This window comes from Micromonospora sp. CPCC 205539 (genome assembly GCF_036906815.1).
Classification (GTDB): Bacteria; Actinomycetota; Actinomycetes; order Mycobacteriales; family Micromonosporaceae; genus Micromonospora.
In genome coordinates this window covers 105604-121876 of the sequence record NZ_JBAKHW010000020.1, presented here as the reverse complement: position 1 = coordinate 121876, position 16273 = coordinate 105604, and the positions used below count along the sequence as shown (strand labels likewise).

Below are 16273 nucleotides of genomic sequence, written 5' to 3'. Positions count from 1 at the left end.
CCAACCCGCCGCCAGCGGTAGGTGAGGCACTGCCGGCGGCAGGTTCCCCGGTCCCCGGTCCGACCGTGATGGTCGGGCCGGGGACCCCGCACTGCGCCCAGGTCAGGGCACGGTGCGCTCGATCGCCGCCCGCCCCTGCTCGGCGAGATCACGTCGCGCCTTGTCCAGGTTCTCCGGAGTGAGGTCCTGCCCCCGGGCCATCACGAGGTCCTCCGGCTCCCAGGGCTGCTCGGCACCGGTGCGGATGTTGTCCCCGCCGGCGCCGGTGCCCGTCCCGGTGGCCCCGGTGCCCGCCGCGTACGGGTCGGCGATCACGTCGTCGGTGTCCGGCGCCAGGTCGCCCGGCCGGTCGCGAGGCTCGGCGAAGGACGGGGTGTCCGCATCGGCGCCGCCTCCCGACCTGAGCTGCGGCACGGTGCTGTCGTCGTCCACCGCGGCGGCCATCTCCGGGCTCTCCTCCAGCGGCGGTCGGCGGTCACGATTGGTCATGGCGCTGCCTCCTGTGTCCGGCGCGTTGCCTGTGATCCCCCTCGCCTACCCGGTGCGGAGGCGCCCATGCGGTCAGCTGTCGGGCTGCTTCTCGTTGGGGGTCGGCGACTCCGCCGGGCGCATCCACTGCCAGAGCAGCATGAGCAGGCCGAAGACGAGCATCACCAGCCCGGCCCACAGGTTGATCCGGACGCCCTGGGCCTTGTCGATCTCGGCCCGGCTGTCGAAGACGCCGATCAACGTCACGATGATCCCGTACGCCACGAAGAGCCCACCGATCACGCGACGGATGTCGAACAGGCGGGCGGCGGCGGAACGGCGCTGCTCCGCCTGCGCCTCGTCGATCAGCGGGTCCTGTGCCGGCTGGCCGTGGTTGTCCATCTGCCGACCCCTTTCCTAGAAGACCGGGATGTAGAAGAGGGCGGCGAGCGCCACCGCGATCACGCCGAGCAGTACGGGGGAGCGGTACCAGACGGCGTCCCCGGTGAGCACGTCGCCCTTGATGTCGACGCCGCCCATGCCGTAGACCAGACCGCGCAACTCCTCGTCACGCTTGGGCGACGTGAGCGGGGTGAGGACCACGGCGACCACCGCCACCGTGACGAACGCGATGCCGGCGCCCCAGAAGCTCTCCTCCAGGTCGGAGTTGAAGCCGATCACGCCGCCCTTGTAGAGCAGGTACGTGGCCAGCGAGGCCAGGGTGCCGAGCAGCAGTGACCAGAAGCCGGCCAGCGCGCTCATCCGCTTCCAGAACATGCCGATGATGAAGGTGGCGAACAGTGGCGCGTTGAACAGCGAGAAGAGCGCCTGGATGTAGTTCATGATGTTGCTGAACCCGGCCGCGATGAACGCGGTGCCGATCCCGATGACCACGGCGGCGACCGTCGCCCAGCGGCCGACCTTCAGGTAGTACTCGTCCGACCGGCCGGGACGGATGTACGCCTGCCAGATGTCGTAGGTGAAGACGGTGTTGAAGCCACTCACGTTGGCCGCCATGCCGGCCATGAACGAGGCGAGCAGGCCGGTGACCGCCACCCCGAGCACGCCGTTGGGAAGCAGGTCGCGAATCAGCAGCGGAATCGCGTTGTTGTACTGGAGGGCGCCGCTGTCCGCGCCGAGGCCCTTCACCGTCACCAGGGCCACCAGGCCAGGGATGATCGTGACCAGGGGGATGAACAGCTTCGGGTACGCGGCGATGATCGGGGTACGCCGGGCGGCGCTCATGTTCTTGGCCGAGAGGGCGCGCTGCACCTCGGCGAAGTTCGTCGTCCAGTAGCCGAAGGAGAGCACGAAGCCCAGGCCGAAGACGATTCCGATCCACTGCGCGCCGAGGGGGTTGGCCGTGCTGCCGGTGTCCTGCCAGGCGTGCAGGCCGGCCTCGCCGAGCTTGGAGTCGCGGACCGCGTCCATCAGTCCGTTCACCCCGCCGACCTTGACCAGGCCGATCACGGTGACCGGGATGAGGCCGGCCAGGATGACGAAGAACTGGAGCACCTCGTTGTAGATCGCCCCGGACAGACCGCCGATGGTGATGTACGCGAGGACGATCGCCGCGCCGACCACGACCGCGGTCCAGAGCGGCCAGCCAAGCAGCGCCTGCATCACGAGGGCCAGCGCGTACAGGTTCACCCCGGCGATCAGCACCTGGGCGACGGCGAAGCTCAGGGCGTTCAGCAGGTGGGTGGGGCGGTTGAATCGCAGCCGCAGGTACTCGGGCACGCTGCGGACCTTCGAGCCGTAGTAGAAGGGCATCATCACGATGCCCAGGAAGACCATCGCCGGCACCGCGCCGATCCAGTAGTAGTGGACCGTCATCACGCCGTACTGGGCGCCGTTCGCGGCCATCCCGATGATCTCCAGCGCGCCCAGGTTCGCCGAGACGAAGGCGAGCCCGGTCACCCAGGCCGGCAGTGACCGGCCGGAGAGGAAGAAGTCGACGCTGGTCCGGATCGCCCGCCGCGCGGCGAAGCCGACCCCGAGGACGGTGACGAAGTACAGCGCCAGGATGAGGTAGTCCAGGCCGTTCATGTTGAGCCGAAGACCGCCCCCGCCGTCCATCCCCGTCACCTCTCGTCGCTGTCCGTGATCGGATCCGCGCGGCCTATTACCCAGGGCGCGAGGTTTCACGCCTCCGGGCCGGGATGCGGCGTTTACGGCATGCGGAGGCGCCCCGGCCGACGGCCGGGGCGCCCGTGGTCTGTCGCTCAGCGACCGAGCACGCGGTCCAGGAAGTCCCGGTAGCGGCGTACCGCCATCCGCAGCTCCTCGGTGTCCGCCGAGCCGGCGTCCTGCCAGCCGCCCAGCGTGTTCTTCTGGGCCGCCAGCGCCGAGGCGAGCGCCTGGATGGCCTCTTCCACCAGTGACTGCGCCTCGCCAGCCGCAGCCTGTGGATCGTCGACGAAGCGCAACTGCACGTCCCGCCACCGGTCCCGGAACCCCTGCGCGGTGTCCGCGTCGAGGAGCGTGGCCGGCTCGGCCGCCACCGTCGACCCGGCGGGCAGCGACGTCCCGGCGGACTCCAGGGAGGTGCCGGTGGGTGCCGGATCACCGTCGGCATCCGGGTCGACCATCTCCGGCGTCGCGCTGCCGTAGGGGGCCGCGTCCGCCTCGCCGTCGGTCCCGGTCAGATCGCTGCGTCGTTCGGGCGCGCCGTCCGTGCTTCCCACCGGTACGACGGTGCGCGTGTCCGTGTCCGAATCGGCTCCCGCGTCGATGTCGCGGCGGTGCAGTTCCGACTCCGCGGTCGGGTCCGCGCGCAGACCCACGGGCTCGCCGTCCTCGGCGCCGTCGCCGGGCTGGGCGGTCCGCTCCGCCCGGGGGTCCGGTTGGTCCTCGCGGTTGGGGCTGGCCAGCGCGGACGCCGCCACCGCGTCGGACACGGTGGTGGCGCCGAACGTCGTCGGCAGCGGACCCGGCTCGTGGAACTCGCGCTCGTCGTCCGGGTCGGTCGCCCGGTCATCGGGGCGGGCGCGCCGGTCGGAGCCGTCGGTCCACTCGTCGTCGGCGGCCGGGTCGTCGAAGGTGCCCCGGTCGTCCAGGGCGTCCTCGGGTACGTCCGTGTGGCCGGCCCGGTCGCCGGTCGCTGGCACCGGTACCGGCGCGGAGCGGACGGCCTCCGGGTGGTCGTTGCTCACCTGCTGCTCTTCATGGCGCATCGGTGGCCTCCTCAACGGCTCGTGGCGTCGTGCGGGGTGTCCGGGTGGCGCTGTTCGGGTGGGCGGTGACCGACCGGCTCCTCACCGAGCAGGTCGGCGAAGAGCGCCCGGTAGTGCACGACCGCCTGGCGCAGCTCCTCGGTGCTGGCCTCGCCCCGGGAGTTGCGCAGGTGGATCTCGTGCGCGTCCCGGTAGTTGCTGAGCGTGCGGGCATGCTCGACGGACAGATGGGCGATCTGGTCGGAGAAGTCCCCGGTCGGGTAGCCCTGCTCCTCGATGAGCCGGGTGACCAGCTCGTCCGCATCACCCACGGTCTCGCTCGGCGAGTCGATGAAGCGGACCTGGAGTTCTTCCCAGGCGGCGACGTAGCGAGCCCGGGACTCCGGGCTGAGCGGGGTGAGCGTGAGCTCGGCGTGGCGGCGTTCCCGGTCGCGCAGCTCGCGCTCCGCGGCGGGCCGGCTGTCCTGCTCCGCCACCACCCGGTCGTACTCCGGACCGAACCGGCTGCGCAGCTCGCGGCGCCGGGTGAGCGAGCGGGCGGCCACGGCCAGTGCCGCGACGACCACCAGCACGACGAGCACGATGACGATTATCTGCGTGGGCGACATGGCTCCTCCTTCGTCACCTGGTATTCCCTCCGCGCACTGATCACCAATCCCGATCCGGGGGACTTTCCTCGCCAGTTTCGGCCAGAACTTGACTCGTTCCAGAGAGCACCCAGCGCCCCGGGAGTGCGTTGGCGGGCGCTCGACGTGACGGTGCCTCCAGCACGGCGTTGACCTCGGCGCGACGGGCGGTAGTGCAACGGCCCGCTATTACGTATCCTGCCCAAGGCGCCCGCGCCGGTGCCCGGCGTCAGCCGGGCGTGACCGGTCGGCGCGTTGCCCGGCGGTGCCGGCATCCCTCCTGCCACCTGTACGGGCGAGGTCTGATGAGAACCCGCGACTGGCCGATCCGATCCAAGCTGACCGCGTTGGTCGTCGCGCCGGTGACCGCGCTGCTGGCCCTGTGGATCTTTGCCACCACGCTGACCTTCGGTCCGGCCCTGGACCTCCTGTCCGCCCGGACCCTCCTGTACGACCTGGGCCGGCCCGGCGAGACGGTGGTCACCGAGCTGCAACGGGAACGCCGGCTCTCGGTGGTGCAGCTCGCCGGCACCGACGAGCTGCCGGCCCTGACCGAGCAGCGGCAGCGCACCGATCGGGCGGTCGCCGAGCTGCGTCGCCGGGTCGACGGGGAGGCGCTGCGCGACGCCGCCGACGACCTGCTCGACGCCCGGGTCGACCAGCTGGTCACCGCCTTGGCGGCGCTGCCTGCGGGCCGAGGCTTCATCGACGACTACAAGGTCGACCGAGCTGGCGCGCTCGGCCTGTACAGCGGCATGATCACCGCGGCCTTCCACGCGTTCGACGGCATGGCCAACCTGGCCGACCCCGGCCTCAACCGGCAGGCGCACGCGCTCACCGCACTGGGCCGTTCCCGGGAGCTGCTCGGGCAGACCGACGCCCTGCTGTCCGGCGCGCTGATCGCCGGCCGGTTCGACGTGGGCGAGCACGCCCAGCTCGTCCAGATCATCGGCAACGAGCGGTGGCTCATCGAGAGCGCGGTGGCCGACCTGCCCGACGCCAGCCGGGCCGCGTACCAGCAGCTGACCGAGGGCGCGGCGTTCGGCCGGCTGCGCACGCTGCAGGACGCGGTGATCTCGGCCAACCGGTCCGGTCGACCCCCGGTCAACGCGGCCGCCTGGCAGGCCAGCCACGACGCCGTACAGCAGCAGCTCCGCGACTTCGAGCTGACCGAGGCCGACGGGCTCACCGACCGTTCGGTGCCGATGGCGGTCCGGATCCTGGTCCGGCTGGCCGCCACCGGAGTCCTCGGACTTGGCGCGGTGGTGCTCTCGGTGCTGGTGGCGCTGCGGGTCGGCCGCACGTTGGCCGGCCGACTCAGCGGAGTCCGTACCGCCGCCCTGGAGCTGGCCGACCACCGACTGCCCGACGTGGTCACCCGGCTGCGGCGTGGCGAGCAGGTCGATGTCGCCCGCGAGGCGCCTCCGCTGGAGTACGGCCACGACGAGATCGGCGAGGTCGGTCGGGCCTTCACCAAGGTGCAGCGCACGGCGGTGCAGGCCGCGGTGGACGAGGTCACCCTCCGCCGAGGGCTCAACGAGGTCTTCCTCAACATCGCGCGGCGCAGCCAGAGCCTCGTGCACCGGCAACTCGCCCTGCTGGACAAGATGGAGCGACGCGCCGAGGATCCGGACGAGCTGGCCGAACTGTTCCAGGTGGACCATCTGTCCACCCGGCTCCGCCGACACGCCGAGGACCTGGTCATTCTCGCCGGTTCAGCGCCGGGTCGGGGCTGGCGCAACCCGGTCGCGATGGTCGACGTGATCCGGGGCGCGAGCTCCGAGGTCGAGGCGTACGACCGGGTGGACATCACCGCCGTACACCCGGCCGGTGTGCTGGGCCGGGCCGTCGGTGACGTCATCCACCTGCTCGCCGAGCTGATCGAGAACGCCACCGCCTTCTCCCCGCCGGACACCCGGGTCACCGTCACCGGCGAGCAGGTGGCCAACGGGTACGCCCTGGAGATCACCGACCGCGGGCTGGGGATGTCCGACGCGGCGCTGGAGAGCGCGAACGTCCGGCTGGCCAGCTCGCCCGAGTTCGACCCGACGCAGAGCGCTCGGCTCGGCCTCTTCGTGGTGGCCCGGCTGGCCGCCCGCCACGGCGTGAAGGTGCGGCTGCGCCCCTCCGGCGACGGCGGTGTGACCGCCGTGGTGCTGGTCCCCAGCGACCTGGTCACCGCCGAACCGCCCGCCGGCCCCGACCCGGCGACGCTGGGCGACGCGCCGGACCGCCGGCTGTCCCGGGCCGGGCGTCGGGGCAACGCCCAGCGGCCGCGGGTCGCCCGCACCCGGCCGCCCACGGCCCCGTCGGCCAGTGCGACGACGGCCGTGGACACACGTTTCGCCAACGGCTCGGGCGGCGGTGCGGCCGATCGGGCGTCGACCGCCGGTGGGACCACGGACGACCTGGACGGGCTGCCTCGGCGGGTGCGACGCCGTACCCCCGATGCCCGGCCTGTGTCGGCGGTCGCCGACACCCCCACGCCCCGCTCGCCGGAGGAGGTGCGCCGGGTCATGGCGGCCCTACAGGCCGGCACCGCCCGAGGCCGCGCCACCGTCGTCCCGCCACCGGCCCCACCAGCGCCGGCCAGCCCACCAGCGCCGGCGGGTCCTTCGGTGCCGGCAGATTCGACGGCGCCGGTGGCGCCGCCAGGTGGGGCGGCGCTGCCCGCCCCGGCCGCCTCGGGGCCGGCGGCCGACCCGACGCCGGCAACGTCCGCCGTGCCCGGACCGGTTACCGCCCCCGAACCCCTGACCCCGACTGAGAGGGACGCCTAGTGCGGCATTCGACGAAGCAGAACACCGGCCTCGACTGGCTGCTCGACGAGTTGGTGCAACGGGTGCCGGCAGCCCGGGAGGCGGTGGTGCTCTCCGCCGACGGGCTGCTGCTCGGCTCCTCGGCCGAGCTGGAACGCTCCGATGCCGAGCACCTCTGCGCGCTCGCCGCTGGCTTTTCCAGCCTGGCCCGGGGCGCGAGCCGACACGTCGACGGTGGCCCGGTCCGGCAGACCGTGGTGGAGATGGAATCGGCGTACCTCTTCGTCACCGCCGCCGGGCAGGGCACCTGCCTGGCCGTCGTGAGCGATGCCGACGCGGACATCGGCCTGGTCGCGTACGAGATGGCGATGCTGGTCATCCGGGTGGGGGAGAACCTCGCGACGCCGGCCCGTTCGTCGGCGGGTGCCGGTGATGCGGGCTGAGCCGCCCGGGCCGCAGCACGAGTGGCTGGACGGTGAGGCCGGCCCGGTGGTGCGCCCGTACACCCTGACGGGCGGCCGGGTACGCTCCGCCGTCGACGGATTCGACCTGATCGCCATGGTCCTGGCCGGGGCCGACCTCGACCCGGAGGCCCATCCGCAGTTGCTCCCGGAGCACCGGCGGTTGGTCGCGCTGGCTCGCCGGCCGGTGCCGGTGGCCGAGCTGGCCGCCGAACTGGACCTCGCGCTCGGTGTGGTCCGGGTACTGCTCGGAGACCTCCTCACTCAGGGCCTGGTCGCGGTGCACGAGCCGCCGACCGCCGGCCAGCTTCCCGACGACAACATCCTCAAGGCGGTGGTCAGTGGACTTCGTGCGCTATGACCAGGCGGGATCTGGCCTCACCATCCCACTGGCACTAAAGATCCTCATCGCCGGCGGCTTCGGGGCTGGCAAGACGACGCTGGTGAGCGCGTTGAGCGAGGTCCGGCCGCTGCAGACCGAGGAGGTGCTGACCGACGCCGGGATCGGCACCGACGACATCTCCGGGGTGGAGGGTAAGTCGACCACCACGGTGGCGATGGACTTCGGTCGGATCACCATCAACGACGACCTGCAGGTTTATCTGTTCGGCACCCCGGGTCAGGACCGGTTCTGGTTTCTCTGGGACGAGCTGGCCTTCGGCGCGCTGGGCGCGGTGGTGCTCGCCGACACCCGTCGGCTCGCCGACTGCTTCCCCTCCATCGACTACTTCGAGCAGCGGGGCATCCCGTTCGTGGTGGGCGTGAACTGCTTCGACGACTCCCGCAGGTTCAACCTGGAGACCGTACGCCGGGCGCTCGACCTGGACCCGGACGTGCCGATGGTGCTCTGCGACGCCCGGGACCGGCAGTCCGGGAAGTTGGTGCTGATTTCCCTGGTCGAGCACGTGGCCCGGCAGCGCGGGGAGCCGGTGTCGGCGGCATGACCGGGGCCGGAAAGCGGGTTAAGCCGGCGGCGACGCGGGCAGCCTCTGGTTGGATCGACGGAGGATGCCGGCGGAGGAGTTGGACGTGAGTGGTCAGGGTGAGGTCGTCCACATCGGGGGTTACACCGCGCAGAGCGGCGGACGGGGCAGCGGCATCATCGCGGCCCGCCGCGACCCGGCCACCGGGGCACTGACCCCGCTCGGCACGGTGGCGGTCACGCCGTCCCCGTCCTTCCTGGCCCGGCACCCGTCCCAGCCGGTGCTCTACGCGGTCAACGAACTGGCGGACGGGGAGATCAGCGCGTGGACGGTCGGGCCGGACGGCGCACTGGACGCCCTCGGTAGTCGGTCGACCGGCGGCGCCGAGCCGTGCCACCTGGCGGTGCTGCCCGACGGCGGCCACCTCGTGGCGGCCAACTACGGCAGCGGCAGCGTCGCGGTCTTCCCGCTCGACCCGCAGGGTGTGCCCGGCGAGCGCACCGACCTGGTGGTGCACGAGGGGCACGGCCCCGACCCGGAGCGCCAGGACCGGGCGCACAGCCACATGGTCTCGCCGGGGGCGGGCCGGGGGCCGCTGCTCGCGGTGGATCTCGGCACGGACTCGGTCTACCGGTACGACCTGGACGGCGCGAGCGGGCGGCTGGTGCCCCGCGGGCCACGGATCCGGACGAACCCCGGCACCGGCCCCCGGCACCTGGCCCGCCACCCCGACGGGCGGCGCTGCTATCTCGTTGGCGAGCTGGACGCCTCGGTCACCGCGTACGACCTGACCGACGACGGCGGGTTGCACCAGCGTGGTCGCGTCGAGGCGAGCGAGCGGTCCGGTCACGTCCAGCCGTCGGAGGTGGCGGTCTGCCCGGACGGGCGTTTCCTCTACGTCGCCAACCGCGGGGTGGGCACTATCGCCGTCTTCGATCTGGTCGGTGAGCTGCCCGAACTGGTGGCCGAGGTGGACACCGACGGCGGGTGGCCTCGGCACTTCGCGCTGATCGGCGAGCACCTCTACGTCGCCGACGAGCGGGCGGACATGGTGCGGATCTTCCGGCGGGACGCCGACACCGGAATCCCGGTGCCGATCGGCGAGCCGGTGCCGGTGCCGAGCCCGACCTGCGTGCTGCCGTGAGCTGAGAGTTCGACGGACGACACCGCGAAGTTGCAACGCCACGAGGCCGTACCATCACGCTCCGCAGCTAAACCGCGATCAACTGTATCTCCTGAGTAACTTTCGTCCGAACGGTTGTGGCAGGAAGGGCACCTGATACGCAAGATGGTCAGGTGTCAGCTGGCCGCCATCGCATGCGTTCGAAACTCCAACTAACAGCAGTCGCCGCGACGGCGACGGTCCTCGTCGTCAGCACCGGCGTCTGGTTCGGCTATCGAGAGCTGATCCAACCCAGCTGTTCGGGAGAGATCCGGCTCGCCGTATCGGTCGCCTCCGAGCTGGCGCCAGCGGTGGACGCCGCCGCCTCCCAGTGGACCAAGGACGGCGCCGCGGTGGGCAGCACCTGCATCCGGGTGGATGTCTCGGCGTCCGACCCGGTCGACGTGGCCGCCGTGGTGGCCGCCAAGCACGGCGCAGTCCTGGCCGGCGTCGGGCAGGCCAGCGGCACCGCCGTCACCCCGGACGTCTGGGTGCCGGACTCCTCGACCTGGCTGCTGCGGCTCAAGAAGGAAGCGACCGCGTTCGCTCCGACCAACGGCGCTTCCATCGCGCGCAGCCCGGTCGTCGTCGCGATGCCCGAGCCGGTTGCCACCCTGCGCGGCTGGCCCAACAAGAAGTTCAGCTGGACCGATCTGCTCAAGCTGGTCAACAGCAGCAAGCCGCTCCGCACCGGCATCGTCGAGCCGACCCGGGACGCCGCCGGCCTGTCGGGTCTGCTCTCCCTGACCGCGGCCGCCAACGGTGCCGGAGGCGACGCCCAGAACAACACCGTGGGTGCGCTGCGGGCGCTGGCCACCGGACGGTCCTCGCTCCGTAACGACCTGCTGGCCCGCTTCCCGACGGCCACGGACGCGACGTCCATCGCGAGCGGTCTCGGCGCGGCGGCGCTGTCCGAAGAAGACGTTATCGCCTACAACAACAAGCGGCCGCCGGTGCCGCTCGCCGCGCTCTACCTGGAGCCGGCGCCGATGCCGCTGGACTACCCGTACTCAGTGCTGCCCGGTATCGAGCCGAGCAAGGCGGCGGCGGCCAAGGTGCTGTACGAGCTGCTCACCGCACCCTCGTTCCGTAACCGCCTGGCGGCGCAGTCGCTGCGGTCGCCGGACGGCAACTGGGGCGACGGCTTCCACGCGCCACAGGGTGCGCCCAGCCCGGCCGGCGGCGCGTCGAGCGCGCCGGCCGCCGGTGGCACCGCGGCAGGCGGCCTGGACCCGGCCGCCATCCAGCGGGTCGTCTCCAGCTGGTCGATCGCCACCCAGTCCGGCCGGATGCTCTGCGTTATCGACGTCTCGGGCTCGATGAAGGACGAGGTGCCCAGCGCCAACAAGCGCAGCCGGGAGGAGGTCACCGTGGACGCGGCACGCCGCGGTCTCGGCCTCTTCGACGACTCCTGGGCGATCGGCCTGTGGACCTTCTCGACCAAGCTGATCGGCAACCGGGACTACCGCGAGCTGGTCCCCATCGGCCCCCTCTCGGGCCAGCGCGGCCAGTTGGAGACGGCGCTCGCCACCATCAAGCCCTCGAGCGGCGACACCGGCCTCTACGACACGATGCTGGCCGCGTACAAGGCGGTGCTGGCGGACTGGCAGCCGGGCCGGGTCAACTCGATCGTGCTGTTCACCGACGGCAAGAACGAGGACGACAACGGCGTCAGCCAGCAGCAGTTGCTCGCCCAGCTGAAGCAGATGGCCGACCCGGAGCGTCCGGTACAGGTCATCATGATCGGTATCGGTGAGGGCGTCAGCAAGGGCGAGCTGGAGTCGATCACGAAGGTGACCGGTGGCGACGTCTTCGTCACCAAGGACCCGAGCGAGATCGGCAGCATCTTCCTCACCGCCATCGCGCGGCGGCCCCCGGCGCCGCGCTGAGTCGACGCACAGCCGTAAAGGCCCGCCGTACCGGACTGCCGGTACGGCGGGCCTTATTTTCGTGCCGTGTGTTGAAGAAAAGTGACGGCAATACGTCCGAAGCAATCGGCGACCATAATTCTCAGGGCAGGATGTCGAGGGGCTCCCGCATTGTCGGTCCGTCACCGGTCCGACCCGCCGACCGGGGCCATCCTGATCAGAGTGGGAGGGCCGGTGAGCACGTCCACCCTGATGACCCCCGCCAGCACGTCGGCGCGGCCGGATGGCCGTCCGCAGGGTCTGCTGGCGCGCGCCGACGAACGGTCCTACGTCCGGGTCCTGGTGGTACTGGACACCACCGTCCTCATCCTCGCGTTGCTCGTCGGCTACGTCGCTCGGTTCGGTGACGACGAGCCGACCGGCTCGGAGATCCCGTACGTGCTGGTGGCCCCGGGGCTGGTGCTGGCCTGGCTGATCTCGCTCAAGGCGCTCGGCTGCTACGACGACCGGGTGGTCGGCTACGGCGCGGACGAGTACCGGCGGGTCACCACGGCCAGTCTCCGGCTGGCCGGCGCGATCGCCATCGCCGGTTACATCGCGGACGTGGGGGTCTCCCGGGGCTTCCTGGGCATCACCTTCGGGGTGGGCACCATCGGCCTGGTGGTGGCCCGCTTCGCGGCCCGCAAGCGCCTGCACCGGGCCCGCTCGCGGGGCGCCGGCTGGTCCCGCAAGGTACTCGTGGTCGGCGACACGGCACACGTGCTCGAGTTGGTGCACACGCTGCGCCGCGAGCCGTACGCCGGCTACCAGGTGGTCGGGGCCTGCATTCCGGACGCGTTGCTGGCGCCGGTGGCGCAGCGGCTCGGCGACGTGCCGGTGGTGGGGTCGTTCCGTGGCATCCCGGACGCCGCCACCGCCATCGGCGCGGACACAGTCGCGGTGACCGCCTCTGGCGAGCTGACCGCGGCCCGGCTGCGGCGGCTCGGCTGGCAACTGGAAGGCACCGGCGTCGACCTCGTCGTGGCACCCGCGCTGACCGACGTGGCCGGTCCCCGGATCCACACCCGCCCGGTCGCGGGGCTGCCGCTGATCCACGTCGAGGCACCCGAGTTCCGTGGCGCGCGCAAGCTGGTCAAGGGCTTCGTCGACCGGTCCGCCTCGTCGTTGGCGCTGGCGCTGCTGTTCCCGCTGATCGTGTTCATCTCGCTGGCCATCAAGCTGGACAGCCGGGGTCCGGTGCTCTTCCGACAGGTCCGGGTCGGCCGGGGCGGGCAGGAGTTCGGCGTCTTCAAGTTCCGCACGATGGTGGTCAACGCCGACGCGCTGCTCGCCGAGCTGGCCGCCCGTAACGAGACCGACGGCCTGATGTTCAAGATGCGCGACGACCCCCGGGTCACCCGGGTCGGTCGGCTGTTGCGCAAGTGGTCGCTCGACGAGCTGCCGCAGCTGGTCAATGTGCTGTTGGGCCAGATGAGCATGGTCGGGCCCCGTCCACCGCTGCCGTCGGAGGTGGCCCGCTACGACGGCGACGTGGCCCGCCGGCTGCTGGTCAAGCCCGGCATGACCGGTCTGTGGCAGGTCAGCGGCCGGTCCGACCTGAGCTGGGAGGACGGCATCCGGCTCGACCTCTACTACGTGGAGAACTGGTCGCTGGCCGCCGACCTGACCATCCTCTGGAAGACCTTCGGTGCCGTGCTGAACAGCCGCGGCGCGTACTGACGGTCAGTGCTGCGGCCCGGTCCAGTCCAGGCAGACCACCACCGCGTCGTCGACCAGATCGCCGGCCACGAACGCGCGCAGGTCGCCGATCAGTGAGCGGACGGCGTCCAGCGGCTCCATCGGGCCGGTTCGCCGGACGAACCGGTCCAGCGCCGTCTCCCCGTACCGCACGTTCCTCCCGGTGGCATCGACCACCCCGTCGCTGACCACGAAGAGCCGGTCGTCGCGCTCCAGCGTGAACCGCTGGTCCTGGTAGTCGGTCGCCTCGAACATGCCAAGGGGGAACTGCGCCTCCAGCGGCTGCTCGGTGACCTCTCCGCCGCGCAGCAGGACCAGGCGGGGCGAGCCGGCGTCGACCACCGTCATCACCCCGGAACGCAGGTCCAGCTCCATCAGCAGCGCGGAGAGGTGTTGCTTCCCTCGGTACAGGTCGAAGATGGCCTGGTCGGCGAGAGCGGCCTGATCGGCCAGGCCCAGCCCGGCCCGCCGGGCGTTGCGCAACGCGTGGGTGGCCAGCGAGGTGAGCAGGGACGCGGCGACCCCCTCGCCGGTGCCGTTGATGGTGGAGAGCCAGAGCCGGTCCCCGTCGTCGGACCAGTCGAAGCTGTCGCCGCGCACCGTGTACGCCGGCTCCAGTTGCCCGGCGAGGCTGAACGAGGGCCGGATCCGGCTGCGGCCGGGCAGGAGGTCCCACTGCATCTCCGCGGCCAGCGTGAGCCGCTGGCTGCGGCCCGCCGTGCGGTAGACGTCGGTGCCGGCGGCGACGGCGTTCAGCTCGTGGGCGAGTGCGGTGGCGATCTCGGCGAGGTCCCCGAGGAGGGCCGGGTCGTCCGGGACCGGCGCGAGTCGCAGCACCCCCCGGCGTTCGCCGCGCATGCTCACCGGAAACCAGCCGACGCCGTCAGCGAGTATCGGCGACTGGTGGTCGAAGGAGCGCCAGGCGGGATGTCCGGGGCCGGTGATGGCCTCACCCTGGGTGAGCGGCAGCAGCTCGGAGAGTCGGTAGTCGACCTGGAACAGCTCGGCGTCGGTGATCTGGTACGCCTCGTCGAGAACGTCGTTCACGCCGTTGACGAGCAGGTCGGCGGGTGTCTCATTGAGGGCACGTCGTGCCCGGTTGACCGGTTCGCTCATGGCCACTCCCTTGATCAAATCTCGACCACCAGCGGGTTCGGAGTAGTCTCGGGCCACCATGGCCGAACTGCACGGTCCGCCGGACCCTGAGCCGAGTATGGCTGCCGCGTTGGATACCGCGGCGGTCGCCCTGCTGGGCGTGTGGGAGTCCGCTCGGGAGGGCACTGCCAGCCGCGTCTCCGGCGCCCAGCTACGGGCCGTGACGGTGGTGGAGCAACACGACGGGATCAACCTGCGCGGGCTCGCCAGCCGGCTCGACATGCTGCTCAGCTCCGCCAGTCGGCTCTGCGACCGGTTGGTCGCCGCGGGGATGCTGGAGCGCGAGCCGGGTCGCTTCGACCGGCGGGAGATCTCCCTGCACCTCACCCCGGATGCCCGTCGGCTCCTCGCCGAGCTGCGAGCCGACCGCCTGGCGCAGCTGTCCGCCGTCCTGGCCGGGATGAGCCCGGCGGGGCGTACGGCCCTGCTGCGCGGGATGCGGGAGTTCGACGAGACCGCCCGCCAGCAGCAGGGGCAGAGCGCGTCGACCGGCGCGGATGACCCGAATCACCCGACCGGGCAAGCGCGGGACCGGTCGGTCGAGCCGGGCCGGGCGTGGCCCGGTGGTCCGGAGCGCCCGGTGGGCACGCCCCGCGAGCGGCCGGCCGGCGACTCCCCGGTGGCACGGACCGCCTGACCCCCGCGCGGCCCGTTGGGATCGCCGGTTGCGACCGGGCCGGCCTGGATCGGGTCAGCCGGAACGGGCCAGCCACCCGGCGGGTTGGGCGACGATCCGACGGACCACCGAACCGGCAGCGCCCACCGTGGCGGCCTCCGCGCCGAGCGTCGCCGGGCGGACCGTGACCGGCGACCAGGCGGCGGTGAGCACCCGGCTGGAGATCTCGGCGAGCACCGGCGGGCACAGCCAGGGCGCGAGCGGGGCGTATCCGCCGCCGAGCACGACGGTGTCCAGGTCCAGCAGGTTGACCACGCTGGCCACGGCGACACCGAGTGCGGTCCCGGCGTCCCGCAGTGCCCGTAGGGCGTCGGCGTCGCCCGCTTCGGCCAGCTCGGCCAGTCGTACCGTCGCGGTGTCCGCGGGAAGCTCGGCCCGTGCCAGCCCGGCGGCGGCGACGATCGCCTCCTGGCCGGCGTACTGCTCGAGACAACCCCGTCCGCCGCAGCGGCACGGGCGGCCTTGCGGGTGGACCGGAAGGTGCCCGATCTCGCCGCTCCACCCCCGGACGCCGCGGAACAGCGCCCCGTCCAGCACGATCCCGGCACCGATGCCGACCTCGCCGGAGATGTGCAGGAAACTGGCCGGGCCGGGTGGCCGGGAGTGCAGCTCGCCGAGCGCCGCGAGGTTGGCCTCGTTGTCCACCACCAGGGCCGGTACGCCGGTCACCTGCTCGGTGAGCGGCGGGTGCCCGGCGAGCAGCGCGGGCACCGGCACGTCCCGCCAGCCGAGGTTCGGCGCGAGCCGGACCAGCCCGGCGTCGTCCACCAGGCCGGGTACGGCGAGCGCGGCCCCGGCCAGGGTGAGGCCCTGTCGGGCGGCGTCGGCGCGGGCTCGGCCGGCCAGCTCGACGAGCCGGGCGATGGCGTCGGCGGGGGCGACCGGGCGCAGGTCGGCTCGCTGCACGGTGCGGTGCCGGATCTGGCCGGCGAGGTCGACCACGCAGACCGTCAGGTAGTCGACGTTGACCTCCAGACCGAGCCCGGCCGGGCCCTGGTCGGCCAGCACCAGCCCGCGGGCCGGACGGCCGGCGCCGGCCCGAGGTGCGGGGTCGGCCTCGCTGACCAGCCTTCCGGCGAGCAGGTCCTCGACCACCGCGGAGACGGTGGCCCGGGTCAGGCCGGTCGCTGCGGCCAGGTCGGCCCGGGAGGGGGGTCGGTCGGCGGCGGCGATCCGGCCGAGCACCAGTGCGAGGTTGAGCTCGCGCAGGCTGCCCTGACGGACGGCGCCGGGGGCGTTGGTGAGGCTCACCTCTTGACAGT

General features: G+C 72.3%; 15 protein-coding genes. 8 read left to right on the top strand and 7 right to left on the bottom strand.

All coding sequences use genetic code 11. The features are described 5' to 3' along the window. Positions 1-102: 102 nt before the first annotated feature. The 5 genes from V6V47_RS19395 to V6V47_RS19375 form a co-directional block, all read right to left on the bottom strand. Complete coding sequence (locus V6V47_RS19395; RefSeq protein WP_334629684.1) at positions 103-489, bottom strand: hypothetical protein; 387 nt, start codon at positions 487-489, stop codon at positions 103-105. Positions 490-561: 72 nt separating this feature from the next. Beyond that, a complete protein-coding gene (locus V6V47_RS19390; protein WP_334629683.1) occupies positions 562-870 on the bottom strand; it encodes a hypothetical protein in 309 nt (102 codons plus the stop codon). A 15-nt stretch (positions 871-885) separates the two neighbouring features. After that, on the bottom strand, positions 886-2547 hold the full coding sequence (locus tag V6V47_RS19385; RefSeq protein ID WP_334629682.1) for a sodium:solute symporter family protein: 1662 nt from the start codon (positions 2545-2547) through the stop codon (positions 886-888). 146 nt (positions 2548-2693) lie between these two features. After that, complete coding sequence (locus V6V47_RS19380) at positions 2694-3644, bottom strand: hypothetical protein (RefSeq protein ID WP_334629681.1); 951 nt, start codon at positions 3642-3644, stop codon at positions 2694-2696. 11 nt (positions 3645-3655) lie between these two features. Next, positions 3656-4252 carry a hypothetical protein gene (locus V6V47_RS19375; RefSeq protein ID WP_334629680.1) on the bottom strand — a complete coding sequence of 199 codons (597 nt, stop codon included), beginning with the start codon at positions 4250-4252 and terminating at the stop codon, positions 3656-3658. Between the two features lie 323 nt (positions 4253-4575). On the opposite strand from V6V47_RS19375, the gene V6V47_RS19370 reads away from it, so the two are divergent. The 7 genes from V6V47_RS19370 (at position 4576) to V6V47_RS19340 (ending at position 13162) form a co-directional block, all read left to right on the top strand. After that, positions 4576-7050, top strand: coding sequence for a nitrate- and nitrite sensing domain-containing protein (locus V6V47_RS19370; RefSeq protein ID WP_334629679.1), 2475 nt, complete (start codon positions 4576-4578; stop codon positions 7048-7050). After that, positions 7050-7472, top strand: coding sequence for a roadblock/LC7 domain-containing protein (locus tag V6V47_RS19365; RefSeq protein WP_334629678.1), 423 nt, complete (start codon positions 7050-7052; stop codon positions 7470-7472). The genes V6V47_RS19370 and V6V47_RS19365 overlap by 1 nt, the downstream gene beginning before the upstream one ends. Beyond that, on the top strand, positions 7462-7851 hold the full coding sequence (locus V6V47_RS19360) for a DUF742 domain-containing protein (protein ID WP_334629677.1): 390 nt from the start codon (positions 7462-7464) through the stop codon (positions 7849-7851). Before V6V47_RS19365 ends, V6V47_RS19360 begins: the two co-directional genes overlap by 11 nt. Then, positions 7832-8434: a GTP-binding protein gene (locus V6V47_RS19355; protein ID WP_334629676.1), complete on the top strand. Its 603-nt coding sequence runs from the start codon at positions 7832-7834 to the stop codon at positions 8432-8434. Before V6V47_RS19360 ends, V6V47_RS19355 begins: the two co-directional genes overlap by 20 nt. Positions 8435-8519: 85 nt before the next feature. Further along, on the top strand, positions 8520-9557 hold the full coding sequence (locus V6V47_RS19350; protein WP_334629675.1) for a lactonase family protein: 1038 nt from the start codon (positions 8520-8522) through the stop codon (positions 9555-9557). A gap of 152 nt (positions 9558-9709) precedes the next feature. After that, positions 9710-11464: a substrate-binding domain-containing protein gene (locus V6V47_RS19345; RefSeq protein WP_334629674.1), complete on the top strand. Its 1755-nt coding sequence runs from the start codon at positions 9710-9712 to the stop codon at positions 11462-11464. A 231-nt stretch (positions 11465-11695) separates the two neighbouring features. Next, positions 11696-13162, top strand: a complete 1467-nt coding sequence (locus V6V47_RS19340; protein ID WP_442934264.1) for a sugar transferase — start codon at positions 11696-11698, stop codon at positions 13160-13162. A 3-nt stretch (positions 13163-13165) separates the two neighbouring features. Here the strand turns inward: V6V47_RS19340 and V6V47_RS19335 are convergent, their stop codons facing one another. Next, positions 13166-14296, bottom strand: coding sequence for a PP2C family protein-serine/threonine phosphatase (locus V6V47_RS19335; protein ID WP_334629672.1), 1131 nt, complete (start codon positions 14294-14296; stop codon positions 13166-13168). Positions 14297-14354: 58 nt separating this feature from the next. Between V6V47_RS19335 and V6V47_RS19330 the strand changes: the two genes are divergently transcribed. Continuing rightward, on the top strand, positions 14355-14972 hold the full coding sequence (locus V6V47_RS19330) for a MarR family winged helix-turn-helix transcriptional regulator (protein ID WP_334629671.1): 618 nt from the start codon (positions 14355-14357) through the stop codon (positions 14970-14972). A gap of 54 nt (positions 14973-15026) precedes the next feature. Here the strand turns inward: V6V47_RS19330 and V6V47_RS19325 are convergent, their stop codons facing one another. Further along, a complete protein-coding gene (locus V6V47_RS19325) occupies positions 15027-16262 on the bottom strand; it encodes an ROK family transcriptional regulator (RefSeq protein WP_334629670.1) in 1236 nt (411 codons plus the stop codon). Positions 16263-16273 lie beyond the last annotated feature (11 nt).